This is a genomic window from Pseudoxanthomonas wuyuanensis (assembly GCF_900215535.1).
Lineage (GTDB): Bacteria > Pseudomonadota > Gammaproteobacteria > Xanthomonadales > Xanthomonadaceae > Pseudoxanthomonas_A > Pseudoxanthomonas_A wuyuanensis.
This window is the reverse complement of sequence record NZ_OCND01000005.1, coordinates 51,691-77,917: the sequence shown is the minus strand read 5'-3', so window position 1 is coordinate 77,917 and position 26,227 is coordinate 51,691. Positions and strand designations below refer to the sequence as shown.

Below are 26,227 nucleotides of genomic sequence, written 5' to 3'. Positions count from 1 at the left end.
GGAAAAACCCGAACTTCGCTGCCGCTTCAGTAGGCGGCATCCGGATGCTTGAGTTCGTAGCCGACCATGGCCGCCTTGGTCCCTTCCATCACCAGGCCGTAGCTGACCTTGTCGAAGGTGCGGAAGATCATGACGTGGGCGGCGTATTCATCGGGCAGCGCCACCCGGCCGGCGCCGCTCTTGGTGGATTCGCTGATGCGCGAGGAGTTGGGGTACTGCATGCGGTTGGCGGTATGGCTGCCGCTGCGCCAGACCGACAGCACGGTGCCGTTGTCCAGTCCGTCCAGGCTGCCGCCGGAGATGGCCACCACATCGCGCGGGCCACCGGAGGTCAGCGCATCGGCCACCGCCAGCACCCGCAGCTTGCCTTCTGGCGCCTGGGTGGCCGGCGGATGCGGGAAGAAGTGCAGATCGTACGGCTGCGGGTCGACCGGGATGATGCGATCGCCAACGCGGACCTCATGACCGCCCTTTTCCACCACCAGCGTGCTGACCTCGGTGCCGGGTACGACGTCGCGGGTGAAGGTGGCAACGGTGACCTGGACCAGTTCGTAGCCCAGGAAGTCGCTGTTGCCGGTCTGCGGCACGATGTCGCGCCAGACGTCGACTTCGCCGGGGATGGTGCGGCCGCGGAAATCCAGATCCTGGGCGCGCGGGTTGGCGGTGAAGCGGGCGGTCGGGCGCAGTACCGCAAAGCGCTGGCCGACCTGGGCGCCTTCCAGGCCGCGGACATAGATGGCATGGCCGGCAGAAGCGCGCGAGCGGTCTTCCTCAAGCCCGGCCACATGCGGCAGATGCTCGAAGCTGTCGACCACGCGCCGGTTCTTCAGGAACGGTTCGATATCCGCCAGCGGAATCGCGTTCAGCGGCGCTTCCTCGCGCGGACCCGGCTGCACCGCCACGCGGTCCAGGTAGGCCAGGCTGATCACATCGCCCGGGTAAATCAGGTGCGGGTTCTTGATCTGCGGGTTGGCCTGCCAGATTTCCGGCCACAGCCACGGCTTTTTCAGGAAACGCGCGGAAATGTCCCACAGCGTATCCCCCCGTTTGACCACATAGGTATCAGGATGGCTGCCCGCCATTTCGGCGGCAGCTGAATAGGTCGCGACGGTGAAGACCGCAACGGCGAAAACCGTACGAAAACTTTTGAACATGGCGGTATCTACCTGATTCCCCGACAGGTGGTCACGACTATAGTCCAGAAATTGGAGCGCAAAGCAAGCGTCCGCGTTAGAATTCGTGAGGTCCTGCCGGATTCCACCGGCGTCCCCACGTTGTGAACGCGATGGCACTGCTCCCCATACTCGAATTTCCAGACCCCCGGCTGCGCACCAAGGCGGTCCCGGTGGAGGTTGCCCGGGTGGCCGAACCGGACTTCCAGCGCCTGCTCGACGACATGTTCGAAACCATGTACGACGCGCCCGGCATCGGCCTGGCTGCCAGCCAGGTCGATGTGCACCAGCGCTTCATGGTGATCGACGTCAGCGAGGAAAAGAACGAGCCGCGGGTGTTCATCAACCCCGAAATCCTCGAGAAGGCCGGCGAACAGGTCTATCAGGAAGGCTGCCTGTCGGTTCCGGGCATCTTTGCCGATGTGACCCGCGCCGACGAAATCACCGTCCGCTTCGTCGACCGTGCCGGCCAGGCGCAGGAACTCCATGCCGATGGCCTGCTGGCGGTTTGCATCCAGCACGAAATGGATCACCTGGACGGCAAGCTGTTCGTCGATTACCTGTCTCCGCTCAAGCGCGAGATGGTGCGCAAGAAACTGGCCAAGCAGCGCCGGCAAGTGGCCTGACGGCCCGGGAATGGAGAATAGGGAATAGGGAATAGTGGAAGCAGTTCGTCACTGGCACCCTTACCATTCCCGTTTCCCCATTCCCCATTCCCGCCCCATGAGAATCGTTTTTGCCGGCACGCCGGCTTTTGCCGTCCCCTGCCTGCGCGCCGCGCACGCGCGCAACGAGGTCGTCGCCGTTTACACCCAGCCCGACCGGCCCGCCGGCCGTGGTCGCGGCTTGACGCCATCGCCGGTCAAGCTGGAAGCGGTGCAGCGCGGCATTCCGGTGCTGCAGCCGGTTTCGTTGAAAAAGAAGGCCGCGCAGGAGGCGCTGCGCGAACTGGCGCCGGACCTGCTGGTCGTCGTCGCCTATGGCCTGATCCTGCCGCAGGCGGTGCTGGATATTCCGCGCTACGGCTGCTGGAACGTACATGCCTCGCTGCTGCCGCGCTGGCGCGGCGCCGCGCCGATCCAGCGCGCCATCGAGGCCGGCGATAGCGAAACCGGCGTCTGCCTGATGCAGATGGAGGCCGGGCTGGACACCGGCCCGGTGCTGCTGTCGCAAACCACCCCGATCGGCGCCGAAGAAACCGGCGGACAACTGCATGACCGGTTGGCCGAATTGGGCGCGCAGGTGCTGAGCGACGGGTTGGGCCTGCTGCGCGCCGGCATCCGGCCAGTGCCGCAGCCGCAGCCGGAACAGGGTGTGGCCTACGCGCACAAGCTGGACAAGGCCGAGGCGCGGCTGGACTGGAGTCAGCCAGCCGAGGCGCTTGCGCGCAAGGTGCGTGCGTTCAATCCATGGCCGGTGGCCGAGGCGACGGTGGCGGGCGAACGGCTGCGCATCCACGGCGCGGTGGCGGTGGCGGCGCAGCGCGCGGCTGCCCCGGGCACGCTGCTGGCGGCGGGCAGGCAGGGACTGGACATCGCCTGCGGTGAAGGCGCACTGCGGCTGCGGGTGGTGCAGCGCGACGGCGGCAAGGCGATCACCGCTGCCGACTACCTCAACGCGCGCCGGGATCTGGGCGCCTGATGAGCACCCAGGCCGGTGTTGCCGTGCGTGTGCTGTCCGCGCGCGTGCTGGATGCGGTCATCCACCGCGGGCGTTCGCTGAAAGCCGAGCTGTCCGCCGCCGTGCCGCGCCTGGCCGATACGCGCGACCGTGCGCTGCTGGAAGCGATCTGTTTTTCGGCCTTGCGCCAGCGCACGGCCTATGACGCGGCACTGAAGGCATGGCTGCAGAAGCCGCTGGGGCCGCGCGATGGCGAACTGCGCGCGCTGCTGATGGCGGGTTTCGCGCAGCTTGGAGCGCTTGGCCTGCCGGCGCACGCGGCATTGTCGGCGACGGTGGAGGCGACGCGCGCGCTGGGACGGCCGCACCAGGCCGGCATGGTCAACGCCGTGCTGCGCAGGGCGCAGCGCGAAGGCATTCCCGCCGTCGCTGCAGCCGACGCCTGGCCGCAGTGGCTGCGTCAGCGCGTACAGGCCGACTGGCCGCAACAGGCCGACGCGATCTTCGCCGCCAGCGCTGACGCCGCGCCGCTGTGGCTGCGGGTCAACCGGCAACGGGGTTCGCGTCAGGCCTATCAGCAGCGGCTGCAGGAGGCGGGAATCGATTCGCTGGCGCCGGCTTCCTTCGCCGATGCGTTGTGCATTGCTGCGCCGGTGCCGGTTGCGCTGTTGCCCGGCTTCGCCGAAGGCGATGTTTCCGTACAGGACATATCCGCGCAGCAGGTGGCCGATGCGCTGGCACCCGCGGCCGGAGCGCGGGTGCTGGACGCCTGCGCTGCCCCTGGCGGCAAGGCCGCGCACCTGCTGGAACGCGATCCGTCGCTGTCGCTGCTGGCGCTGGATGTCGACCAGCGCCGGCTGGCGCGGGTCAGCCAGACCCTGCAGCGGGTCGGCGCCCGCGCGCAAACCCGGGTCGGCGATGCCACCCGGACCGCGGACTGGTGGGATGGCCAGGGCTTCGACGCAATCCTGCTGGACGCGCCCTGTTCAGCCACCGGCATCGTGCGCCGGCAGCCCGATGTGCTGCTGCACCGCCGTGCCAGCGACATCGACGCGCTGGTGGCGTTGCAGGCGCGATTGCTGGATGCGCTGTGGCCGGCACTGCTGCCGGGAGGAGTGCTGGTCTATGCGACCTGTTCCCTGCTGAAGGACGAAAACCAGCGCCAGATGGAATCCTTCCTGGCGCGAACGCCGGATGCGCAGGCGCAACCGCTGGCGGCAGGCTTTGGCCACGCCAGCGGACCGGGACGGCAACGCCTGCCGGGGGAGGACGGAGGCGATGGCTTCTTCTATGCGCGCCTGGGCAAACATTAGGCGCGACGCGTGCCTGGGCTTTCCTGCGAGTCCGGGGACCCGCCAGATCATCGCGTCTTCTTCATCGCAGTGAACGCGGGACAACCGGGTTGCAACCGTGTTCACTGCAGCCGAACCGGCTTTTGCGGATACTTCATGCAGAATCGGCGCAGATGCCGTCCACCGTCGCTGCGCTACGTTGCTCGTGCCGGCATCGCGACGTCCGCAGGAAATCTTGAGCTTGAATACGAAGCTGTCTGAAGTGAGAGAGGGAATTCTCGAGCCGGAGCGTCTGGACCGGCATGCATTGATTGCCGCGGTCAGCGCTTTGGCGCTTATTGCGGCGCCGGCATTGCTGGTGCTGCCGAAGGGCCTGGCATTGTTCGGCGCGCTGCTGTTGGTGATGACGCTGCTGCTGATGCGCCGGTTTCCATCGGCCTGGCGCGAAGCGGGTGGCACGTTGCGGCTGTTGCTGCTGCTTGCCGCACTGGTGCTGGGCGTGTCGATGCTTTCGATGCAGCTGTCCGGACAGGGCTGGCGCACCATCGACAATATCGCGCGCCAGTTGCTGCTGCCATGGTGCGCACTGGTCGCCTACGCTGCGGCGCCCTCGCGGCTGTGGCTGTGGCGCGGGGCCATGGCCGGCGTCGTGCTGGCTTTCCTGCTTGCGCTGGCGCAGGCGTCGTCCGGGTTGCACCGCGCAGGGGCGGGCAGCAACCCGTTGGTGTTCGCCAACGCGGTGCTGGCGCTGCTGGTGTTGGCGGTCTATTGCCGGCCCGCGAGCCGGCGGTGGCAGGTGCTGCTGCCGGTGACGCTGGCGTTTGCGTTGGGTACGACGGCTATCGTGTTGTCCGGCAGCCGCGGAGTGCTGCCGGGGCTGGGCCTGTTGCTGCTGGCAGCGATGTTCAGAGGCGGTCGCCGGGGCTGGCTGCGGCTGGGTGCGGCGGCAGCCGTGGCGGCGGCGGCACTGTTGGTGCTCTGGAGCGTGCCGAAGCTGGCCGAGCAATCCCGGTTGCAACACGTAAGCGCCGATCTGCAGGCCTACTCGCGTGGCCACGTCGACACCCCGGTGGGCGCCCGCATCGAATTCCTGGCCGTGGCGGGCAGGGCGTTCGCCCGGCATCCGTTGACCGGGGTGGGCATCGATCGGTTCGGCGGCGAAATCCGGCAGATCCCCGTCTGCCGGCAGCAGGACCTGGCGTTCTGCAAGCTCGGCCATGCCCACAACGATCTGGCGGAGTGGGCGGCCACGATGGGGCTGCCCGGGCTGGCGGCGATTGTGCTGCTCTATCTGCTGCCAGCGTTGTTGTTCGTACGGCTGCTGCGGCGCGCCGGCGCAGGACCGCCGGTAGGCGCGGCCTGGGCCGGACTGATGCTGATCGTCATGTACGCGCTGTCGGGCATGACCCAGTCGATGTTTGCGCATGCGTTGACCAGCAGCGCCTATGCCGTCTTCGTCGGTCTGCTCTCTGGCATCGCGATGCGGGAGGCCGAAGCGGCAGGACGATCCCCGTTGCCCGATCGCGGACATTCATGAATCGCAGCGGGGCAAACGCCAGCTGAGCATGCCCGCATGGCCGACTGCGCCGGTTCGCTTGCGCCGCGGCCACGGCGCAGACACGCCCGGTGCGGGCGGCTTCATCCGAATCCATGCGCAATTGCCCCGTCCGGGGCGGATATCGATGCAATGTGAATCGGCACACAATGCAAAAAAGGAAGGGTGTGCGGAATTCATGGATCCATAGGGCGGCGGTCAATAGAATCGCCGCCCAACGTCGCCAGGAACCCCCCGCCCCATGCTGCGCGTCAATCTGATTGCCTGGGACAACGGCGTGGGGCTGAGCCGCGACCTGAAACTGATCGCCGACACGCTGCGGGATGCGGGCATCGGCGTGGACATTCAGCCCGCGCGCGGCCGCGGCAAGCTGCGCAAGTGGCTGGGCCCCTGGTGGCGGCGCGCGCGCGTGCAGTGGCGGCGTTGGCGCAGCGGGCCCGCCTACGATCTCAACCTGATGCTGGAGCACGTCCGCCCCGAGCTCCTGGGCGCCGCGCGCCGCAATGCCTTCATTCCTAATCCCGAATGGTGCCAGCCGGCGGACGTGAAGCGCCTGCATCGCATGGATCACGTACTGGCCAAGACCGGGCACGCAGTCGACATTTTCCGGCAGCGCGAATGCGCGGTGATGCGGATCGGCTTCACCAGCATGGATCGCCACGACCCGGAGGTGCCGCGCCTGCGCACCTTCTTCCACCTCGCCGGACGCAGCAGTGCCAAGCAGACGCAACTGGTGTTGGAAACCTGGGCGCGCCACCCCGAGTGGCCGCTCCTGACCGTGGTGCAGCACCCGCGCAGCGCCAAGTTCCGGCCGCAGGCGGACAACATCGCCCATCGCATCGACTACCTGGACGATGCCGAACTGCGCCGGCTGCAGAACGAAAGCCTCTTCCACCTGTGTCCGTCGGAAACGGAAGGTTTCGGGCATTACCTGATGGAGGCGCTCAGCGTGGGCGCGGTGACGTTGACCACCGATGCTGCGCCGATGAACGAATTGGTCACGCCGGAACGCGGGCTGTTGATCCCCTTCGCCCGCACCGCTTCGCAACAGTTGGCCACGCGCTACCAAGTGGACGCCGGGGCGATCGAAGCGGCGGTGCAGGCGGCGTTGGATCTGTCCGCGGAAGAGATCTTGGCCCGCTCACGCGCGGCGCGCGAGTTCTTCATCGACAACGATGCGACCTTCCGCCACCGCCTGGTGCAGGCAGTGCGCGAGGCATCGGGCCGCGGTATCGCTGGCTGACAGCTCCGCGAAATGCCGTTCAGTCCGGCGGATTTATAACCCTGGTGCGGGATCAGACGGTCCTGCCGTTGGGCAAAGCGGGGCTGCTGTCGCGTTATGATGCCCGCTGGCGGCGATAATGCGGCACCGGGCCGCGCTTGGCGGCGGAAACGACAGGAAACGGCCTGAAGCAACGATGAAAATTTCGGTCATTATCAGCACCTACAACGCCGAGGAGTGGCTGACCAAGGTCCTGCTGGGTTACCAGCACCAGACCTGGCGGGACTTCGAGGTCATCGTCGCCGACGACGGCTCCCGACCCAGCACCAAGGAGCTGGTCGAGCGTTTTGCCGCCGACTACCCGGTGCCGTTGCGGCACATCTGGCATGAGGACCAGGGCTACCGCCGCCAGGAGATCCTCAACCAGGCCATCCTGATCGCCGAGCACGACTACATCCTGTTCACCGATGGCGATTGCATCCCGCGCAAGGATTTCGTCGAGGTCCATGCCCGCCATGCCGAGAAGGGCCGTTTCCTGTCCGGCGGCTACTGCAAGCTGAGCATGAAGCTGAGCAAGGCGATAGCGGCCGAAGACATCCGCAGCGGCCGTTGCTTCGATCTTTCCTGGCTGAAGTCGCAGGACAAACTGGGGCTGTCCAATACGCTGAAGCTGGGGGCGGGCGAGTTCAGCGCCCGCCTGCTCGATTCCATCACCACCGCGCGGGCCAGCTTCAACAACTGCAATTCGTCGGCCTGGAAGGCCGACCTGCTGGCCATCAACGGCTACGACGAGCGCATGAAATACGGCGGCCCGGATCGCGAGCTGGGCGAGCGGCTGGAGAACTACGGCGTGATGGGCAAGCAGATCCGCCATCGCGCGGTCTGCGTGCATCTGGATCACGCGCGCGGCTACAAGACCCAGGAGTCGGTGCAGGCCAATCTGGACATCCGCGCCAAGACCCGCGACGAGAAAATCGTCCGCACGCCTTACGGCATCGACAAGCTGGCCTGATCTTGCTGCCGCGCCGGCAGCGACCGCCAGGCGGCGATGACGTCGGCGGCGGCGATATCGCGCACACGGCTGTCCTCACCGTTCTCGCCGCCCAGGACCAGGATGCTGCCTGGGCCTATCGGCCGCCACTTGGCCGGTGAGGCGGAACCGAACAGCACCACCAGCGGGCAACCCAGCGCCGCCGCCGCATGCGCCGGACCGGTATCGACCGAGACCAGGCTGTGCGCCCGCTCCAGCAATGCCAACAGCCGCGGCACCGGCAACTCGTCGGCGAGATTGCGCATGCGCGGGTCATCGCCGGTGGCGCGGCGGATCTCTTCCAGCACACCGCGTTCGGCCGGCGAACCGCACAACAGCACCTGCGCCTGCGGCAGCGTCTGCCAAATCGCCGCGGCGACTTCCGCCCAGGCCTGCGGCGGCCAGTACTTGGGATGCGAGCGGGTCGCCACCGAGCCGCGCTTGTGCGTGCGCTTGTTGCCGGGTTGGAACAGCACGCAGGGGCCGGCGATATTGCGGGCCGTCCGCCATTGCGCCAGATCCTGGCGGTCGGCATCGGTGACGGTCAGTACCGGCAAGCGATAAGCGGCGGGATCGACATCCGCGCAAACCGGGTAGGCCCGGGAGGGATTGCGCATGCCCATCCGCAGCCAGCGGTCCGGCCATAACCGGGTGAGGCCGTCGGATTCGTCATCCTGGAGCGTGCGGCGGACGATGTCTTCTTCCGGAAGCCCGGCGCGCGCGATCAGGCGCGTGGTAGCTTCATCGCTGTCGCAGAGATAGACCGGACCGCGGCCACGCCGGCGCAGCCAGCGCACCAGCGCCCATTGGCTGGGGCAGAGCAGGTACGGCGCGTTACGGCTGTTGACGATCTGCAGGTGGCCCAGCGCAGGCTCGTTGCGCAGCAACGGCGCGGTCCAGCCGCCGGAGCCGACCACATCGACCGGGGCGCCGTAGCGGGCGTGCAGCAGCCGGATCAATGTGGTGACCATCACCACATCGCCGAATGCGCCGCAACGCACCACCAGCGGGCGCGGACTTACGGGCAAGGGCCCTCCGCCGACGGAAACGATGCGCCGGACACGCCGTTCATACCGGGGCTCCGGCCTTGCCCAAGGCGTGCAGATGCCGGTACTTGCGCACCACCGCGCGCGCGTGGCTGGCGTGGAACTGCCAGCCCTGGCGGCCATCGCGCCAGGCGCCGCGCAGCAGGTACTGCTTGAGCCAGTAGGCGGCGGCGTGCGTCCACGGGCTGAGCGCCGAACAGCGCTTGCCGTCGGCGTGGCGCTGCTCGGCCCACAGCTGCGCATAGCGGTCGTTCTTGGCGCGGTGGGCTTGCAGCGACCTTGCGGTGTTGTGCTCGATGATGGCATCGCAGTCCAGCACGCGTTTGCCGGCCAGATCCGGGCGCTCGTGCACGCGCATCGGCAGGTAGCGGTGGTCCGGGCGCACCAGGCGTTCGGTTCTTTCGTAGCCGTGCAGGCGCCGGCCCAGGAACCAGTTGCTGCGGCGCAGCCGCCAGACGTCGGCCTGTTCGACGCGGCCGCTGGCGAACAGCTCGCGCAGTTGCTGTTCGGCGCCGTCGGCCAGCCACTCGTCGGCGTCCAGCAGCAGCAGCCAGGGCTGGGTCGCGCGCGAGATCGCTTCGTTCTTCTGTCCGGCAAAGCCCAGCCAGTCCTGGTGCTCGACGCGTGCGCCGGCCTGCCTGGCGATGGCCACGGTATCGTCGTCGGAGCCGCAGTCCAGCACCAGCATCTCGCTGCAGACGCTGCGCATCGATTGCAGGCAGCGGCCGATGCGGTCGGCTTCGTTCTTGCTGATGACTACGCCGGAAAGCGGGAGGGGAGTCGGCATGCGGGGCACCGGGGAAAGAGGCGGTATTTTCGCCTATCCGGCCGTGCGGTGACGAGAAGGAGCGGCGCTGCCGCTGAACGCTTCGCTCACCACCGCAGCCGCCGCCGCGCCAGCGCGCGGCCCAGCTGTTCGTACAGCGCCCGCGCTTCGGCCTCGGGCAGGAAACGGATGCGCAGCGGTGGCGCCATGCCGGTGGCGCCGGCGGTGTCCAGCCACAGCGAGGCGGTGCCGCAGCGGCGGTCGATAGGCGAACGGCTCAGGCGCAGCGCCTGCAGCTTGTCGATTTCGGCAAAGCGCCAGTAGCGCGCCCACCAGCCGCCGCGCACCGCGATCAGCTGCGTGTCCAGCGCATAACCGGCCCGGCGCGCGTGCTGGCGCGATTCGTAGACGCCCCACGGCAGCCACGCCAGCGCCAGCAGGCCCCAAGCGCCGAAACGCCAGCTCAGCACGCCCGCCAGCAACGCTACGACCGCTGCGGTAGGCAGGAACAGCCGCCACCAGGCGCCGACCGGCAGCGGCCGCCAGTCTTCGCGCGGCCACTGCGCCTGCGGCAACAGATGCTGCACCAGCTGGTCGCAGGCCGCCGGCGTGGCGATCGGCGCCAGTTCCTTCAACGCGCGCTGTTCGCCCTGGTTCTGCTGCTCGGCCACGGCGGTGTCGATGCGCAGGCTGCGCCGCTTGAACCAGCGGTGCAGCAGCCCCTCCTGCAGGGTCCAGGCCTGGATCCTGCGCCGGGCGACGCTGGTGCGCAGTCGCGTCAGCAGCCCACGTTCGACCATCAGCCGGCGTTGCTCCTCGCTGAGCCGGAAGCCGGAGTACTGCAGCAGCGCCAGCAGTACCGACAGCCCGCGCAACAGCACCACCGCGACAACGATCAGGCTGGCAACGGATACGGCGGTGCTCAGCCAGCCCAGTTGCAGATGGCTGGCATAGCCGAAGGCCTGGCGGAAGCCGTCGCGGAATATCGACGCCATCCGGTCTTCGGGCAGGATCTGCCAGGCGGCGCCGAAGGCCGCCGCGACCAGGATCATGCCGCGGTTGGATATCAGGCCCAGGCGGACGACTTCGCGCAGCGGCAGCGTCAGCAGGCTGTCGGCCGCTTGCGCCTGCCCGGCCTCGGCGGCGCGGCCGCGGTGCTTGACCAGGTTCTCCAGCGCCAACGCATCGGCCAGGCTGAGCACGCGCATCTGCGCTTCGGGCTTCTGTCCGCCGGCCGACTCCAGCCGCACTTCGGCCACCCCGAACACCCGGTGCAGCAGCGACTGGTGCACCACCACGTTGTGGATGCGCGCGAACGGGATTTCGCGCAGGGTCCGGTGCAACAGGCCATCGCGCACGCTCAGGCTGTCCCGGCCGACGCGGTAGCGATAGGTGAAGTACTGCACGACCGAAATGACGACCAGCACGCCGATGGCGATGGCCGGCCCCAGTGCCGCCCATTCCCCGCCGCGGCTGCCGCGGCCGCCGAATACCAGCAGCGCCACCAGCGGGAAAATGAACTGCTTGAGCTGCTGCAGCAACACGAACAGCCACGACCACGGATGCAGGCGGCGCTCCTGCGGCGCGGCGGCACCGGCGTCGGGCATCGATGCGTTCACAGCGCGTCGTCGTTGCGGTCGAGCTGGCGCGCCAGCAGGTCGCGCAGGCGCTCGGCATCGTCGACGTCCAGGCCGGACACCGAGACCGCCGCCAGCTTGGTGCCGGCGGTATGGATGACCAGCGTGGACAGGCGCGCGCTGCGTTCCAGCGGACCGCGTTTCAGATCCAGATGCTGTACGCGCGAAATCGGCACCCGGCTCTCGACCTGCCACCAGCGGCCGCGCCGCAACGCGAAGCCTTCCTCATCGAGTTTCCAGAACGTGCGGCGGTGCCGCTTCACCGCCAGCCGCGCGCCCAGGCCGGCGCCGATCAGCGCCGCCGCCGGCGCGACCCACCACGGCGAAGCCAGTTTCGAAACCAGCGCCAGGAAGCCGAACCCGAAGCCGAACGGGAACGCCGTCGCCAGCGCGCCGCCCAGTGCGGCCAGCCAGGCGCCGCGCGGCGGCAGCGGCTGCCAGTCCGCATTGGCGGCCGCCGGTGCGGCGGGGCTGCTCCATGCAGGCGGAAGCGGGGGCGGCGCGGCGGTGTCGGACATCAGTAGGTTCCGGCTCTGATTTCGGCGAAGGTGTCGTAATCCTGCACGTAGTCGCGGCCGCGCCGGTAACCGGCCAGACGTGCGCGCATGCGCTTGAGTGTGGCGGTGCGGGCCTTTTTCTCCATCTGTTCGGCGCCCAGCTTGGCGATGGCCTGTTGCTGAAAGTCGATGGCCTGGGCGAAATCGCCATTGGCGGCGAAGGCGGCGGCAATGGTGTCCAGTTCGCCGCCGGTCAGCTGGTCGCGCTGGGCAACCATGTGCTGGACCAGCGCCAGTGCCTTGCCGGGATCGCGCTGTCCGGCCACCGGGCAGGTCGCCCAGGTCCACACCTGCTCGTTGCGGGCATGGGCGATGCCGGCTTCCTCGCCGCGCGCCTGCCACTCCGCCGCCTGCCGGCAATCGGCGGTCAGTCCGCCGGCGCCTTCCAGATAGAACAGGCCCAGCAGGGTCATGGCTTCGGCTCTGCCGGCTTCGGCGGCGCGGCGCACATGCGGCAGTATCCGCCGCAACCGCGCGTCGTCGAGCTGCGAGGGATCGGAGAACAGGGACCTCGCCAGAACTTCCGCGGCATCGGCGTTGCCGTTGTCGCTGGCCTGCTCCAGCAAGGCGATGCCGGCCGCCTCATCCTGTTCGATGTAGCGCGGCTGGCTGCCGCTGACCATCAGCATGCCGATCACATACTGGGACAGTCCGTCGCCAGCGCCGGCCTTGCGGCGCACGGCCGCATAGCGATGGCGGTAGGTCAGATCGTAGTCGGGCCAGATTTCGTTGAGACGGGTGCGCGACGCGGGGTCGTCGCGCAACGGCCGGTCCAGGACCGCCAGCGCGGGCGGGTTGTCGCCGGCGTCGAGCATTCGCGCCAGGGTGATTTCGAGCAGGCGCGTGCTGTCCAGGCCGGAGCTGCGGATGGCCTGCTCGATTCCCAGCGATGCGTCGGGCACCAGCGATTCGTAGCGGAATTTCCAGCCGTCTTCCTGCTTGACGAAGTCCGGGCCGAACTGGAACTGGGATTCGGTGGGTGTCGCAAACTCGCCAACTGCCAGCCCATCGAGCACGGTGACCTGGGTCAGCGTAGGTAGCGGCTGACCCGAACCCTGCGAATTGACGCCGACCCAACCTTGCTGCACCAGCAGCCGCGCGACCGCGGCCGGTTCCATTGCCTGCAACGCCTCGGCGCTCTGGCTGGAGCGCAGCAGATACACCAGCAGCCGGTCGGCCGCGGGAATGCGCCGCAGCTGCTCGGGCGAGGCATACAGGGCCGCATCGCGCAGGAAGCCGAAGTGCTTCACGCTCGAGTCGGCGAACAGATCCACGCTGATGGAGTCGGTGTGGCTGCTCAGGTTCGCATAGCGATCCCATACGCGGCTGACCGCGTTCATCTCGGCCAGCTCTTCGCCGGCAAAGGCTGGCGCTGCGACCAGCGCCGCCAGCAATATCCATACACGCATTCGGTTTCCCCTGATGTCCATTTCGGTCAGAGGTAGGGATTGTCCTCGCCGCTGCCCGGAGGACGCAGGGTATAGCGTTTGTAGGTCCACTGGTACTGGGCCGGATCGCGGCGGGCGATGCGTTCGACCTCGGCATTGAGCGTGGCGGTGGCGATCGCCGGATCCGGATCGGCAATGGCGGCCGGGGCCGGCTGCACATGCAGCGCGAAATCCGGGCCGGGGCCGATGCGTTCGCACCAGGCCAGCAGCACGATGGCGCCGGTGCGCTCGGCCAGGCGCGACACCAGCGTCATCGTCAGCGCCGGTTTGCCGAAGAACGGCGCGAATTCGCCATCGCCCAGCTTGGGTTGCTGATCGGGCAGGATGCCGACCGCGCCGCCGTCCTTCAGCACCTTCCACAACTGGCGCACCGCCGGGCCTTCGGCGCGCACCTGGCGGATGTTGTCGGCGCCGCGCACGCGCAGTAGGAAGGCATCGCCCACCGGCGATTTCGGCGGCGCGTAGACGATGGCGATGGGCCCGCGCGAGGCCAGCCACTGGTTCAGCAGTTCCCAGTTGCCGAAATGCGGCGCGGCGACGATGACGCCCTTGCCCGAGGCCAGGGCCTGGTCGTACAGCGCCTCGCCGTGGCGTTCGCGCAGGCGGGCCAGGTTTTCGGCCGGCGGCCGGGTCCAGAAACGCAGCGTTTCCAGCGCCTGCTGCGCGGTGGTACGCAGGATGGCGCGGTGCAGATCCTCGCGCTGGCTGGGCAACCATTCCGGGTAGACGATCTGCAGGTTGCGCCGCGCCACCCGGCTTTCGCGGGCATCGCGGCGGCGCCACAGCCAGGCCAGCCCATCCCCCAACCGGTTGAGCCAGGACCAGGGCAGACGGCCGACCAGCCACACGCAACGGTAGAGCAGGGCAGCAAGAAATTTCGGATTCATGCCATCAAGTCTAGCCGCCAAATCCGCAGCGGGCTCTTGCGCTGGGTTGCCTGGCCTTCCCAGCCGGCACCGAAAGCCCGATGCTGTTCCTCGTTCCTCACTCCTCACTCCTCACTCCTCACTCCTCACTCCTCACTCCTCACTCCCCCATGCTCGCCCTAATCCAACGCGTGACCCAGGCTTCGGTGGCCGTCGACAACCGGACCATCGGCGCCATCGGTCCCGGCCTGCTGGCGCTGGTGGCGGTGGAGCCCGGCGACGGCGAGGCCCAGTTCCAGCGGATGGCGCAGCGGCTGCTGGGTTACCGGGTGTTCGCCGACGATGCCGGCAAGATGAATCGATCTTTGACTGATACCGGCGGCGGCCTGTTGCTGGTCAGCCAGTTCACCCTGGCTGCGGACACCGCCTCGGGCATGCGGCCCAGTTTCAGCTCGGCGGCCGCGCCGGCCGAGGCTGAACGCGGCTTCAACCGTCTGCTCGAGATCTGCCGGCAAAAACATGCCCCAGGGGTGGAAACCGGCCGTTTCGGTGCCCATATGGTGGTCAGCCTGGTCAATGACGGGCCGGTGACCTTCCTGCTGCGCCCCTGAGGCGCGCAATGCCGCCACGGTGGCGGCATGGAAGCTCCGGTTTGCTGGCGCGCCGCGGCGCGTTCAGCACTTGCCGCGGGTCAAAAGCCCCGTGGCACGGTATAATGCTAGGTTCCTTCTTCCATTCCTGCCGGTGGCCCAAACCCCATGGCGAACGAACGTCCTGCCCAACAATCCGACATCAAGCTACTGATCAGCAAGGGCCTTGAGCAGGGCTACCTGACCTACGCCGAAGTCAATGACCATCTGCCCGACGACATCGTCGATCCGGAGCAGATCGAAGACATCATCGGCATGATCAATGGCATGGGTATCGACGTGCACGAAGTCGCGCCCGATGCCGAAACCCTGCTGCTGGCCGGTACCAGCGACGGTGGCCGCGAAGTCGACGATACCGCCGCCGAAGAAGCCGCCGCCGCGCTGACCGCGCTCGATACCGAAGGCGGCCGCACCACCGACCCGGTGCGCATGTACATGCGCGAGATGGGCACGGTGGAGCTGCTGACCCGCGAAGGCGAAATCGCCATCGCCAAGCGCATCGAGGAAGGCCTGGGCCAGGTGCAAGCCTCGCTGGGCAACTTCCCGTGGTCGATCGAACTGCTGCTGGAAGACTACGAACTGCACAAGGCCGGCAAGAAGCGCCTGGCCGAAATCGTGGTCGGTTTCAACGATATTGAAGAGCCGGTCGAGGAAGTGCCGGTGGCGGCGGTGGCGGACGACGACAGCGACGCCGAAACCGACGATGACGACGCCGAGGACGATGTTGCCGAAGAAGCCGGCCCGACCGGCCCGGATCCGGAAGAGGTCGCGCGCCGCATGCAGGCGCTGGCCGACGGCTACGCCAAGTTCAAGAAGTCCTACGCCAAGAACGGCGCCGACAACAAGGCCGTGGCCAAGTTGCGCACCGATCTGGGCGAAATCTTCGTCACCCTCAAGCTGCCGCTGGCGCTGACCGACACGCTGGTGCGCAAGCTGCGCGAGGTGGTCGCCCAGATCAAGGATCACGAGCGCCGCGTGCTGTACCTGTCGACCAACTCGGCCAAGATGCCGCGCAAGGATTTCATCCGTGCCTGGGAAGGCAACCAGACCAATCTGGGCTGGGTCGATGAAGTGCTCAAGCGCAAGCAGAAGTGGTCCTCGGCGCTGCGCGACGTCAAGGATCAGATCATCGCCGAACAGGAAGCCACCATCGCCATCGAACAGGCGATGTACCTGAGCCTGGCCGACATCAAGGAAATCAGCCGCGCGATGGCCTATGGCGAGGCCAAGGCGCGCAAGGCCAAGAAGGAAATGGTCGAGGCCAACCTGCGCCTGGTGATCTCCATCGCCAAGAAGTACACCAACCGCGGCCTGCAGTTCCTGGACCTGATCCAGGAAGGCAACATCGGCCTGATGAAGGCGGTGGACAAGTTCGAATACCGCCGCGGCTACAAGTTCTCGACCTACGCCACCTGGTGGATCCGCCAGGCCATCACCCGCTCGATCGCCGACCAGGCGCGCACCATCCGCATCCCGGTGCACATGATCGAGACCATCAACAAGCTCAACCGCATTTCCCGGCAGATGCTCCAGCAGTACGGCCGCGAGGCCACGCCGGAGGAACTGGCCAAGGAAATGGACATGCCCGAGGACAAGATCCGCAAGGTGATGAAGATCGCCAAGGAGCCGATCTCGATGGAAACCCCGATCGGCGACGACGAGGATTCCCACCTGGGCGACTTCATCGAGGACACCAACGTGGAGTCCCCGATCGAGAACACGGTCAACATCAACCTGTCCGAAACCGTGCGCGACGTGCTGGCCGGCCTGACCCCGCGCGAGGCCAAGGTGCTGCGCATGCGCTTTGGCATCGACATGAACACCGACCACACGCTGGAAGAAGTGGGCAAGCAGTTCGACGTCACCCGCGAGCGCATCCGCCAGATAGAGGCCAAGGCGTTGCGCAAGCTGCGTCACCCCAGCCGCTCGGAACAGCTGCGCAGCTTCCTCGATATCGAGTAAACCTGCGCCGCAATGCAACGAATTGGCAGGCCCCGAAAGGGGCCTGTCTTGTTTGCCAGCAGAGGAGAACATCGGCATGGACGAGCAAAACCCTTACCAGATGCCCGCATCGGGCCTGGGTTCGGCCAGCCTGGAAAACCCGGAGGCCAGGTTGTTCAAGGTCTCGGGCATCGGCCTGGCGACCTTTCTCGGTTCGCTGTTGGCGGGCGGGTTATTGATGGCCATGAACTTTCGCGCGCTGGGCCAACCCGAGAAGGCGCGCAAGACGATTCTCTATTCGATCGCGGCTTTTGCCGGGGTAATCGTGGTGATGTTCGTTTTGCCCGAATCGATCCCGGGCGTGGTTTTCCTCATTCCGCAGGTTGTGGCGATGGTGCAGTTGGCCAAGCAGTATCAGCAATCGCAGATCAACGAGCGCAGGATGCGCGGAATCCCCACGCGCTCCAACTGGGCCGCAGCCGGCATCTCGCTGCTGGTGTTCCTGGCGCTGATGCTATTGGCGATCGCCGCGTTCCTGGGATGGGAAGCCCTTGGCGTGGGCGTTTTCCAGTCCATTCTGGCCGCGGACTGACGCCTGGCGTAAATCCGTCTGCCGGCGGGTGGCCGCCCGTTCCGGCGTATGCGCGGCGCTCACAAGCGGTTTTCTAGACTCGCCCGGGGAACTGTTGCCGGAGAGACTGTGGAACGCCGAGAACTGCTGAAGGCGGGCTTATCGCTGCCCCTGCTGGGGGGGTTGGGAACGCTGGGCGCCGCTGCGGCCGCAACCGCCAAAGGTTTCGATGCGGACACCGTTGCGGCGCTGGCGCGGCAGCTGGCGGCCCGCGCCTACCAGCCGCCGGACACCTCGTTGCCGGAGACGCTGCAGGTCGGCTACGACCAGTACCGCGACATCCGCTTCGACCCGGCGCAAGCGCTCTGGCGCGGCGACGGGTTGCCGTTCCAGTTGCAGTTCTTCCATCGCGGTTTCCTGTTTCCCAACCGTGTCGACGTGTCGCTGGTGGAGAACGGCGCCGCGACCGCGCTGGCGTATTCGCCGCAGCTGTTCGATTTCAAGAACATGCCGGCGCCGGAAGGCGGCGACCTGGGCTTTGCCGGTTTCCGCATCCACACGCCGTTGAACCGGCCGGACTACTACGACGAACTGTGCGCCTTCCTGGGCGCAAGCTACTTCCGCGCGGTGGCCAAGGGACTGGGTTACGGCCTGTCGGCGCGCGGACTGGCGCTGGGCAGCGGCGATCCGGGGCCGGAGGAATTTCCGCTGTTCAAGCGGTTCTGGATTGAAAGGCCGGCCGCCGGCGCCAGCCATATCGTCGTGCATGCGCTGCTCGACAGTCCCAGCGCGGCGGCGGCGTTCCGCTTTGCGATAACGCCCGGCGTGGAAACCGTGTTCGACGTGCGCATGCGGCTGTACCCGCGAGTGACGCTGAGCCGCGCCGGCATTGCGCCGCTGACCAGCATGTTCGAGTTCGACGCCGGCGACCGGGTCGGCGTGGACGACTACCGCCCCGCGGTGCACGATTCCGATGGCCTGGCCATGCTCAACGGCCGCGATGAACAACTGTGGCGGCCGCTGCGCAATCCGGCCGGCGTGCAGATCAGCGGTTTCGAAGATCGCAACCCGCGCGGTTTCGGGCTGATGCAGCGCAAGCGCAGCTACACCGACTATGCCGACACCGAAGCGCGCTACCAGAACCGCCCCAGCCTGTGGGTGGAGCCGCGCGGCGACTGGGGCGCGGGCGCGGTGACGCTGGTGGAGATTCCCACCGCCGACGAATACCACGACAACATCGTGGCGTTCTGGCGCCCGGCCGCGCCGCTGGCCGCCGGCCGCGAATACCGTTTCGACTACCGCCTGCACTGGTGCCGCGACCACAGCTGGCAACCCGAGCTGGCGGTCGTGGCGATGACCCGTATCGGCGCGGCGCCGCAACCGGGTACGCGGCTGGTGGTGATGGAACTGGCCGGCGGCAGGCTGGCCAAGCTGCCGCCTACCGCCAAGGTGGATGCGGACGTCTGGGCATCCAACGGCCGCATCGCCAACCCGGTGATCTATGCCAATCCGGAAACCGGCGGCTGGCGGCTGAGCTTCGAGTTCACGCCGGCAGGCGAGCGCGACGTGGAACTGCATGCGCGCGCGCAGGACGCGCGCGGGCCGCTGTCGGAAACCTGGCTGTACCGGTGGACCCCATGAGTCCTGTCGAACGGGCGGCTACCGTGCCGTTGGAGCATTCGGCCCCCCTGCTGCCGGCCGAATCGCCGTTGCCGATGCCGGTGCAGCCGCTGCATGCGGCCAGTGCGGCAAAGACGCCACTGCCCAGTTCGCCGCAGGCCATGGCGTTGCGGCGTGCCTGCGTATTCGGCGGCACCGCGGTGCTGACGCTGCTGGCCGCCTACCAGATCTGGTGGGTGCTGCGCGGCAACGGCACCTCCGTGCTGGAAGGCGTGCTGCTGGTGCTGTTCATTGCGTTGTTCGGCTGGATTGCGTTTTCCTTCATCAGTGCCGTGGCCGGTTTCGTGCTGGTGGTGGCGCGCGGCAATGGCCGCCTCGACGTCAACAGCAAAGGCGAGCTGCCGCGGTTGCGTTCGCGTACCGCGCTGCTGATGCCGACCTACAACGAAGAGCCCGAACGCCTGTTGGCCGGGCTGCAGGCGATCTACGAATCGGTTGCCGCCACCGGGCAACTGGCGCAGTTCGATTTCTTCGTGCTAAGCGACACCAATCGCGCGCCGCTGCTGGCGGCCGAAGAGCGTGCCTTCCATGCCTTGCGCGAACGGCTTGGCGACACCCAGCGCATCTTCTACCGCCGCCGCAGCGACAACAGCGAGCGCAAGGCCGGCAACATCGGCGAATGGGTGCGCCGTTTCGGCGCCGCCTATCCGCAGATGCTGATCCTGGATGCCGACAGCCTGATGAGTGGCGCCACCATCGTGCGGCTGGCGGCGGCGATGGAACGCCACCCGGATGTGGCGCTGATCCAGACGCTGCCGGTGATCGTCAACGGCCGCACGTTGTTCGCGCGGATGCAGCAGTTCGCCAACCGCGTGTACGGGCCGGTGGCCGCCTATGGCGTGGCCTGGTGGCATGGCGCCGAAAGCAACTACTGGGGGCACAACGCAATCATCCGTACGGCCGCTTTCGCCGCTTATGCCGGCCTGCCGGAATTGCGCGGACGCAAGCCGTTCGCGGGCACCGTGCTGAGCCATGATTTCGTCGAGGCCGCGCTGCTCCGGCGCGGCGGCTGGGCGCTGCACATGGTGCCGGGACTGGGCGGCAGCTACGAGGAAGGCCCGCCTTCGCTGACCGACATGCTGGTGCGCGACCGCCGCTGGTGCCAGGGCAACCTGCAGCATGGCGGCGTGGTGATGGCCAAAGGGCTGCACTGGATCAGCCGTGTGCACCTGATGATTGGCATTGGCCACTATTTCACCGCGCCCATGTGGGGCATGTTGATGCTGGTTGGCCTGGCCATTCCGCTGCACGAGGCCGGCCTTTCGCCCAGCAGTCTTCGCCTGGAGGATTTTTCGCCGGCCACCTACTGGCGCGGCGGCGATCCCGAACGCTTCCTGTGGGTTTTCTTCTTCACCATGTCGGTGCTGCTGGCGCCCAAGGTGATGGGCTTCCTGGCCATGCTGACCGACCGCGACACCCGCCGCGGCTGCGGCGGGGCCATACGGTCGCTGGCCAGCATGCTGCTGGAGACGCTGCTGGCCGCGTTGATGGCGCCGGTGACCATGTACGTGCAGTCGCGCGGCGTGGCCGAGGTGTTGTCCGGCAAGGATTCGGGCTGGGAAACCCAGCGCCGCGACGACGGCAGCGTGCCGTTGAGCGGGCTGATCCGCAGCTATGGTGGGTTGAGCCTGTTCGGCGCGCTGATGGCCGTCACCGCCTACGCGGTATCGCCGACGCTGGCGGCGTGGATGGCGCCGGTCACGCTGGGCATGATGCTGTCCATTCCGGTCACGCTGCTGACCTCTTCGCAACGCGCAGGCCAGTTCCTGCAGCGCATCGGTCTGCTACGCATTCCCGAAGAAACCGCGCCGCCGCCGGTACTGGCCCGCGCCCGCGAACTGCGCGCCGGCCTGGCCTGACAGTCCCGCACCGCAGGCCAACCAGGGAGCGGCAACCCCGCGTTGCCGCTACAATGCCCACCCGCGGGCCTATAGCTCAATGGTTAGAGCAGAGGACTCATAATCCTTTGGTTCCAGGTTCGAGTCCTGGTGGGCCCACCAAAAAGTAGTCCGGGGATGTCCGGCCTGGTCCGACAGACGCTATAAATTTCGATGAAATAGCCGTATATCTATCCTCTGGCGTCCAAGGGCGTCCAGTTGCATCCGGGAAAAAAGTGAGTCAGGCTGTGAGTCATTGGGCGGCGTTGGGTCGCTCTGACTCACAGATGCCTGACTCACATGCTCACGGACACCAAGCTTCGCGCGCTGAAACCAAGAGCGACCTCTTTTCGGGTGGCTGACTCGAATGGTCTGTGCATTGAGGTGCGTCCGACCGGTGCAAAGGTGTGGCGCTACCGCTACCGCTATGCTGGCAAGCCAAGCGTGATAACCATTGACGAGTACCCCGGGATGTCGCTCATGCAGGCTCGCGCCGAGCGCGACAAGCTGCGCAGGCTGCTGAAGGGGGGCGCCAATCCGGCGCATGTCGCCCGGGTCGAGCGAGCCGTGCAGGCCGAGCGGACAAACAACACCTTTGGGGCCATCGGACTGGAGTTGTTGGCCAAACGAGCGAAGGAGGGGCTTAGCCCGGGATCGGTAAAGCGGGAGCGCCGCCTGATCGAAAAGGACCTGGCGTCCATTGCTGATATGCCAATCACAGATGTGAGCGCCCCCATTCTTTTGGCTGCCCTGCGGAAGCTGGAGCGGCGGGGTGTTGTGGAGACCGCCCACCGGGCGCGCGCCCATGCAGGGCGAGTTTTCCGGTACGCCGTTGCTACAGGCCGAGCCCAGCGGAACCCCGCTGATGATCTGACAGGGGCGTTGGAACAGCCGAAAACCAAACATTTCGCAAGTCTCATCGAGCCCGAGCGGATCGGAGAGCTTCTGCGCGCGCTGTGGGCCTACCAGGGCTCACCCGTGACCCAAGCAGCCCTCAAGCTTGCTCCCATGCTGTTCGTGCGCCCCGGTGAGCTGCGACACGCCAAGTGGGCCGACATCGACATGGAGGCCGCGGAGTGGCGCTACGTCACCAGCAAGACCAAGACCGCGCATATCGTCCCATTGTCCGTGCAGGCTGTCGCAGTATTGGAGGAACTGTGGCCTCTGACAAAACGCAGTGACTACGTGTTCCCAGGCGTACGTAGTGCCGATCGCCCCATGAGCGAGAACACGGTCAACGCCGCGCTCCGCAACCTGGGGTTCGACGGCGAGACCATCGTAGGCCACGGCTTCCGCGCGATGGCGCGTACCGTGCTGGATGAAGTGCTGGGGTTCCGTCCTGACTACATCGAGCATCAGCTCGCGCACGCTGTACGTGATCCGCTAGGGAGGGCCTACAACCGTACAGCTCATCTATCGGAACGAAAGAAGATGATGCAGGTGTGGGCTGACTACCTGGACAATTTGAGAAACTCCGAAAAGAAAGTCGTACCGATTCGTAAGAAGACGGCGTGAGGCTTCGCGCAGGATTCTGGGGAGATTGTAGGCGGAGCTGTCGGTATGGGTGCTCTCGAAAAGTGAGGGCAACGCATTACAAAAACAAGGCTTTAGGGAAATTAAGGTTTCAAGTTACCGCCATAGTTACCGCCAGAAATCCGGTGTTTGAGTTCGCTCCCCCATGCTCTGGGATTCCGTCTTTCACATGGATTCGCGCGCTGGCAGGGCGCAGCTAGATTGCCAGCGCCGAGTCGCGCGCGAGTACTACTCAGGTATTGCGACGAGTCACGACGGTGCTCTTGTCGTTGATCGATGTTGCTACGGGTTGCCTTGTGCTGCGAGGTTCTATTGCTCGATGGAGACCTCGATGTCGTTAACCGCGCTCTCCACGTACGTACCGAGCTGTCTTGCTACCGAGTTGTAGATGCCACTACCGCTCTCATTCGAGTCTGGTGCAGACAGGGTCAGGGCAAATGCAACTGTGCTGGGGCTGATCTCTGAATTGTTAACTACCCCGTGCTGATACAGATCTCTGCCGAAAACTCGAGCACAAACGCGCAGCTTTTCGCCCCGAAAAGCGCGCCCATTCGGGATGGAGGCTGCATGATGGCGAATCGGGTTCCATTTCGCCCACTCCGCCCTGGCTTCTTGCTCAGGTGCATGGTCTTCCTTCATCGAGCCCGCCAAATTTCCAGTCTTACCGTCAGGTTTTGTGTACTGGAGCGCCACCTGCAGGCGGGTGGAAAAGTAGTTCGCCGACCCAAGTTCTGAGACGACGGGATCGAGGATTGCGGTCAGAGCGACGCGCCCCTTTAGCTTCCCGTTGTGCACCAGCTCTGGTGGGATGGGAATGTCATCCCAGTAGTACCAGTAGCCGGCCCTCAGGTCCGCTGTCCACACCATGGTCACGCTTCCATCAGGACAGGCCCAAGGCATTGCTGCGCCATTGCAGGGAGAGCCCCAACCAATCCTGGGGTCATGTACGTCTCTATCGCTCGTGTTGATGAGCAGCGCGCGCACCAGGTCCGGCGTTGGTGATTTCAAATAGTGGAACGTATGCGCCGCGACGGCTGAGGTTACTGCAGCCGCATAACTGCTTCCGGTGTCCGCGGTTCCGCCGAGTCCGCGTAACGTGGAGAACCATGCCAGCTCAGGCTTAGTTAGTCCGTCCGGGCCAGGCCCAGGCAGGCAAACAGTGCAAGCGTCACCGGGGGCTCTCCCATCGGCATTGCGTCCGCCAACAGACAGAGCTGCTTCGCAGTCTGCTGGTGGACAAAGACGCTGCGAATTGTCCGAATCTATGTTGCCGATCGAGACGATCGGGAGCACCCCGTACTCGCGCGCGATCTTGCGAAGCTCATGCCCAAGCTCGCTCATCTCCAATGGGTCGTCACCATGCACGGGCTCGTTGAACGAGAGGTTCCAAACTTTGGTGTCGCCATGATGGCGGGCAACAACCGATCTCAGATAGCTGATAAAGTCCGGTCGAGTTGACGCTCCGTGTAATTCCTTGGCAATGGCTTGCGCTACACCGATGCGGCAAGTTAGATCGGGCAGATCGAGGTGGGGATTCCATGCGCTCCCATGCACGGCGAGGGAGGCCACCCTGTTCCCATGCGTTCGATTAGCCTCAACATCGGCTACGAGGGAGGGAGCGCGCCATGCGACCATCGGTTCGTAACTACGTGCGAACAATCCGCCATCGATGATCCCGACGATCGGTTGCCACTGCTCGTCGGGGACAGGTCTTTCCGGATCTGGGGCAGTAGGGACCTCTGCTGCAACTACTGGCCTAACCGGATCAATCCTGAATACGGCACCAGAAGCAACGAGCTGAACGAGAGCTCCGGCATCTCGGGCAATGAACTGGAGTTTCGTATAGGAGTTCTGTCGATACTCGCGCACTGCTCGCACGATGCTTTGCGATGCTGGGCTTGCCTGAACTTGCAGCTGATCGGCATCTGATCCTGGTTCGCGAGTGATGGATACAAGGTTGTTGAGTGGGAGTATTACGCCCTGATCCTTGAGCTCCAACAGCTGCCTTGCAACACTTTCCCTTGCGCTCCCATCAGCGTATGGGGCCAGCCACGCAGTAAATATGTGCCCGCCGTCGGCTTGGATAGCGGACTCCCAAACCCGTTCTGGAGAGCGGCGTCCCAGTACATCATCGATGGCGTAAGGCTTGATATCGCGAATTCTTGAAACCGTCGCTCTTACGGTTACATGCGTTCCATGAGCTACAAGCTCTTCAAGATTGGACAGGGCATGCAACGGAACTTCGGCGAGATATCCATCGCTCAGGGGCGCTACAAGCGGGGTGTTGAGCGTCTCCCGAAATAGGGCGTCGGGCTCATGCGTGGGTGCGAGCGAGTCCTCGAACATGTGTACCGCCACGAGGATCTTTCCGGCGTGGCTTGCTGGCGGTGATTGTCGAAGTGAAGCGAATCGACTTGCAAGGAGGTTCCTCTGAGTTCCGAGTCGCTCGGTGCGCACGTTCGATTCGGTAACCCCGCGCCCCGTAACTGATGTCGGTTGCGGGCCCCGCTTCAGAGAAAGAACGGGGTTGAGTACTGGTCGAAATTCACTGGGCATCTGTCGTGGCCTTCAGGTACGCAGAAACGGCTTGTCTACTGACTCCAAGAAATCTGGCTGTCTCGGATTGCGCGATATCGCATTCGTTGACGAGGTGGTGTGCAAGACGGCGCTTCAGATCGCTTAACCGTGCGCTTGCGTCGCCACGGTGATCAACCTTCTTGTTGAGGATCGCGCCGCCCAAGGACGCCATATCCAATGGGCTGGAATCCAGGACTGAGCGTCGACGCGCCGCCAGGGCATGCTGCTCGATATCCGCGCCACTCATGCCATTGGACATTCGCGACAGGACAGATATCTGTTGGTCCTGATCTTCCGAGGCGCTAAGGAAGTGTGACCAGAGCGCGTGCCTGAGATCTAGATCCGGATGCCCGAACTCGATCTTGTAGGGAAAGCGGCGCCAGATGGCCTTGTCCAGGATCTGGGCATGATTTGTGGCGGCCACCACGATGGTGCTCTCATCGAGGGAATCAAGCCCTTGGATCACCGTGTTTACGACTCGCTTGAGTTCGCCAAGCTCATGACGGTCGTCCCGCATCTTGGCGATCGCGTCCAGTTCGTCGAGGAAAAGGACTGCGTGCTTGCCGGCCACAAAATCGAAAATGCTGCGGACGTTCTTGGCGGTGTCCCCCAGCATCGAGGAGATGATGGAGTCCAGCCTTGCGACATAGAGCTTGCGGCCGAGCTGAGAGGCAAGGTGTCCTGCAAGTAATGTTTTTCCGGTGCCCGGGGGGCCGGAAAGCATCAGGGCGAGGCGTGAGGCCAGCCCTTTGCTCGCCAGAAGCTCGTGATTGGTGACGTCAGTCAGGAATGCCGAGAACTGTTCCTTCCCTGAGGAATCGAGAAAGACCGGCGAGTTTGGCCACGGCAGTTCTTCCAATAGCGGAAGCCTTGACTTGCTATCCAAAGGCAGTGCCTCGCTGTAGCCGGACGCGCGCAGCGGGACGCCCTTGCGGTTCAACGAGATCCGAAAGCGACGGGCAGTCTCTGCATCTGCATCAGATGCCTCCAGGGCCTTGGCTATCCGTTGCCCTACTTTGCGCAGGCGCGTGTAGTCGGCAGCAAGGGCTGCGTCAGCGAATTCCACAAGGTCTTCGGGAAGAACGTGCATCTTCGGGGCGTCGGGCAAGGATACAGGCGTCTTTGTATAGATAACTGGCCTTGTTGTCAACCAAAAAATACGATTTGTCAATCAGTATATGGCAAAA

General features: G+C 65.7%; 21 protein-coding genes and 1 tRNA gene. 13 read left to right on the top strand and 9 right to left on the bottom strand.

From position 1 onward, the window contains the following. Positions 1-26 precede the first annotated feature (26 nt). On the bottom strand, positions 27-1,154 hold the full coding sequence (locus CRO39_RS11420) for a LysM peptidoglycan-binding domain-containing protein (RefSeq protein ID WP_097122090.1): 1,128 nt from the start codon (positions 1,152-1,154) through the stop codon (positions 27-29). Positions 1,155-1,285: 131 nt separating this feature from the next. Between CRO39_RS11420 and def the strand changes: the two genes are divergently transcribed. The 6 genes from def (at position 1,286) to CRO39_RS11390 (ending at position 7,873) form a co-directional block, all read left to right on the top strand. Continuing rightward, on the top strand, positions 1,286-1,798 hold the full coding sequence (gene def / locus CRO39_RS11415; RefSeq protein ID WP_097122089.1) for a peptide deformylase: 513 nt from the start codon (positions 1,286-1,288) through the stop codon (positions 1,796-1,798). A 97-nt stretch (positions 1,799-1,895) separates the two neighbouring features. Continuing rightward, the gene (fmt, locus tag CRO39_RS11410) at positions 1,896-2,813 is read left to right on the top strand and encodes a methionyl-tRNA formyltransferase (protein ID WP_097122088.1); all 918 of its coding nucleotides are present in this window, start codon (positions 1,896-1,898) and stop codon (positions 2,811-2,813) included. Then, complete coding sequence (gene rsmB, locus CRO39_RS11405; RefSeq protein ID WP_097122087.1) at positions 2,813-4,105, top strand: 16S rRNA (cytosine(967)-C(5))-methyltransferase RsmB; 1,293 nt, start codon at positions 2,813-2,815, stop codon at positions 4,103-4,105. Before fmt ends, rsmB begins: the two co-directional genes overlap by 1 nt. 220 nt (positions 4,106-4,325) lie before the next feature. Further along, entirely contained in the window at positions 4,326-5,621 is a 1,296-nt protein-coding gene (locus CRO39_RS11400; protein WP_141400780.1) for an O-antigen ligase family protein, read from the top strand. A 259-nt stretch (positions 5,622-5,880) separates the two neighbouring features. Then, the gene (locus CRO39_RS11395) at positions 5,881-6,882 is read left to right on the top strand and encodes a glycosyltransferase (protein ID WP_097122085.1); all 1,002 of its coding nucleotides are present in this window, start codon (positions 5,881-5,883) and stop codon (positions 6,880-6,882) included. Positions 6,883-7,057: 175 nt separating this feature from the next. After that, on the top strand, positions 7,058-7,873 hold the full coding sequence (locus tag CRO39_RS11390) for a glycosyltransferase family 2 protein (protein WP_097122084.1): 816 nt from the start codon (positions 7,058-7,060) through the stop codon (positions 7,871-7,873). On the opposite strand, the gene CRO39_RS11385 is transcribed toward CRO39_RS11390, so the two are convergent. From CRO39_RS11385 to CRO39_RS11360, 6 genes are all read right to left on the bottom strand, one after another. Continuing rightward, positions 7,849-8,919 (bottom strand): glycosyltransferase family 9 protein, encoded by a 1,071-nt coding sequence (locus tag CRO39_RS11385; RefSeq protein ID WP_162125830.1) that lies wholly within the window; start codon positions 8,917-8,919, stop codon positions 7,849-7,851. The genes CRO39_RS11390 and CRO39_RS11385 overlap by 25 nt on opposite strands. A gap of 40 nt (positions 8,920-8,959) precedes the next feature. Next, positions 8,960-9,724 carry a glycosyltransferase family 2 protein gene (locus CRO39_RS11380; RefSeq protein WP_097122082.1) on the bottom strand — a complete coding sequence of 255 codons (765 nt, stop codon included), beginning with the start codon at positions 9,722-9,724 and terminating at the stop codon, positions 8,960-8,962. An 86-nt stretch (positions 9,725-9,810) separates the two neighbouring features. Continuing rightward, positions 9,811-11,310, bottom strand: a complete 1,500-nt coding sequence (locus tag CRO39_RS11375; protein WP_097122081.1) for a PH domain-containing protein — start codon at positions 11,308-11,310, stop codon at positions 9,811-9,813. A gap of 8 nt (positions 11,311-11,318) precedes the next feature. Beyond that, complete coding sequence (locus CRO39_RS11370) at positions 11,319-11,858, bottom strand: PH domain-containing protein (RefSeq protein ID WP_097122080.1); 540 nt, start codon at positions 11,856-11,858, stop codon at positions 11,319-11,321. After that, entirely contained in the window at positions 11,858-13,306 is a 1,449-nt protein-coding gene (locus CRO39_RS11365; protein ID WP_097122079.1) for an SEL1-like repeat protein, read from the bottom strand. The genes CRO39_RS11370 and CRO39_RS11365 overlap by 1 nt, the downstream gene beginning before the upstream one ends. A gap of 26 nt (positions 13,307-13,332) precedes the next feature. Further along, entirely contained in the window at positions 13,333-14,232 is a 900-nt protein-coding gene (locus CRO39_RS11360; protein ID WP_097122078.1) for a lauroyl acyltransferase, read from the bottom strand. A 149-nt stretch (positions 14,233-14,381) separates the two neighbouring features. Between CRO39_RS11360 and dtd the strand changes: the two genes are divergently transcribed. From dtd to CRO39_RS11325, 7 genes are all read left to right on the top strand, one after another. After that, positions 14,382-14,822 (top strand): D-aminoacyl-tRNA deacylase, encoded by a 441-nt coding sequence (dtd, locus tag CRO39_RS11355; RefSeq protein WP_097122077.1) that lies wholly within the window; start codon positions 14,382-14,384, stop codon positions 14,820-14,822. A gap of 147 nt (positions 14,823-14,969) precedes the next feature. After that, positions 14,970-16,823, top strand: coding sequence for an RNA polymerase sigma factor RpoD (rpoD, locus tag CRO39_RS11350; RefSeq protein WP_097122076.1), 1,854 nt, complete (start codon positions 14,970-14,972; stop codon positions 16,821-16,823). Positions 16,824-16,845: 22 nt separating this feature from the next. Further along, the gene (locus tag CRO39_RS11345; protein WP_141400779.1) at positions 16,846-17,394 is read left to right on the top strand and encodes a hypothetical protein; all 549 of its coding nucleotides are present in this window, start codon (positions 16,846-16,848) and stop codon (positions 17,392-17,394) included. A 108-nt stretch (positions 17,395-17,502) separates the two neighbouring features. Continuing rightward, complete coding sequence (locus CRO39_RS11340; protein ID WP_097122074.1) at positions 17,503-19,014, top strand: OpgD/OpgG family glucan biosynthesis protein; 1,512 nt, start codon at positions 17,503-17,505, stop codon at positions 19,012-19,014. After that, entirely contained in the window at positions 19,011-20,912 is a 1,902-nt protein-coding gene (mdoH, locus tag CRO39_RS11335; RefSeq protein WP_097122073.1) for a glucans biosynthesis glucosyltransferase MdoH, read from the top strand. Before CRO39_RS11340 ends, mdoH begins: the two co-directional genes overlap by 4 nt. Positions 20,913-20,977: 65 nt before the next feature. Continuing rightward, positions 20,978-21,053: transfer RNA gene (locus tag CRO39_RS11330), tRNA-Ile, on the top strand. Between the two features lie 177 nt (positions 21,054-21,230). Beyond that, on the top strand, positions 21,231-22,445 hold the full coding sequence (locus tag CRO39_RS11325) for a tyrosine-type recombinase/integrase (protein ID WP_097122072.1): 1,215 nt from the start codon (positions 21,231-21,233) through the stop codon (positions 22,443-22,445). 327 nt (positions 22,446-22,772) lie between these two features. Here the strand turns inward: CRO39_RS11325 and CRO39_RS11320 are convergent, their stop codons facing one another. Beyond that, complete coding sequence (locus CRO39_RS11320; protein WP_202926314.1) at positions 22,773-24,809, bottom strand: S8 family peptidase; 2,037 nt, start codon at positions 24,807-24,809, stop codon at positions 22,773-22,775. Positions 24,810-25,008: 199 nt separating this feature from the next. Further along, positions 25,009-26,148 (bottom strand): AAA family ATPase, encoded by a 1,140-nt coding sequence (locus tag CRO39_RS11315; protein WP_202926315.1) that lies wholly within the window; start codon positions 26,146-26,148, stop codon positions 25,009-25,011. Between the last annotated feature and the right edge of the window lie 79 nt (positions 26,149-26,227).

Bases quoted from the DNA above. Each gene is read 5' to 3' on its own strand.
- CRO39_RS11365 (WP_097122079.1), bottom strand. From the start codon at position 13,306: ATGCGTGTATGGATATTGCTGGCGGCGCTGGTCGCAGCGCCAGCCTTT.
- rsmB (WP_097122087.1), top strand. From the start codon at position 2,813: ATGAGCACCCAGGCCGGTGTTGCCGTGCGTGTGCTGTCCGCGCGCGTG.
- CRO39_RS11360 (WP_097122078.1), bottom strand. From the start codon at position 14,232: ATGAATCCGAAATTTCTTGCTGCCCTGCTCTACCGTTGCGTGTGGCTG.
- rpoD (WP_097122076.1), top strand. From the start codon at position 14,970: ATGGCGAACGAACGTCCTGCCCAACAATCCGACATCAAGCTACTGATC.
- CRO39_RS11370 (WP_097122080.1), bottom strand. From the start codon at position 11,858: ATGTCCGACACCGCCGCGCCGCCCCCGCTTCCGCCTGCATGGAGCAGC.
- dtd (WP_097122077.1), top strand. From the start codon at position 14,382: ATGCTCGCCCTAATCCAACGCGTGACCCAGGCTTCGGTGGCCGTCGAC.
- CRO39_RS11375 (WP_097122081.1), bottom strand. From the start codon at position 11,310: ATGCCCGACGCCGGTGCCGCCGCGCCGCAGGAGCGCCGCCTGCATCCG.
- CRO39_RS11395 (WP_097122085.1), top strand. From the start codon at position 5,881: ATGCTGCGCGTCAATCTGATTGCCTGGGACAACGGCGTGGGGCTGAGC.
- def (WP_097122089.1), top strand. From the start codon at position 1,286: ATGGCACTGCTCCCCATACTCGAATTTCCAGACCCCCGGCTGCGCACC.
- CRO39_RS11320 (WP_202926314.1), bottom strand. From the start codon at position 24,809: ATGTTCGAGGACTCGCTCGCACCCACGCATGAGCCCGACGCCCTATTT.
- CRO39_RS11380 (WP_097122082.1), bottom strand. From the start codon at position 9,724: ATGCCGACTCCCCTCCCGCTTTCCGGCGTAGTCATCAGCAAGAACGAA.
- CRO39_RS11390 (WP_097122084.1), top strand. From the start codon at position 7,058: ATGAAAATTTCGGTCATTATCAGCACCTACAACGCCGAGGAGTGGCTG.
- CRO39_RS11420 (WP_097122090.1), bottom strand. From the start codon at position 1,154: ATGTTCAAAAGTTTTCGTACGGTTTTCGCCGTTGCGGTCTTCACCGTC.
- CRO39_RS11325 (WP_097122072.1), top strand. From the start codon at position 21,231: ATGCTCACGGACACCAAGCTTCGCGCGCTGAAACCAAGAGCGACCTCT.
- fmt (WP_097122088.1), top strand. From the start codon at position 1,896: ATGAGAATCGTTTTTGCCGGCACGCCGGCTTTTGCCGTCCCCTGCCTG.
- mdoH (WP_097122073.1), top strand. From the start codon at position 19,011: ATGAGTCCTGTCGAACGGGCGGCTACCGTGCCGTTGGAGCATTCGGCC.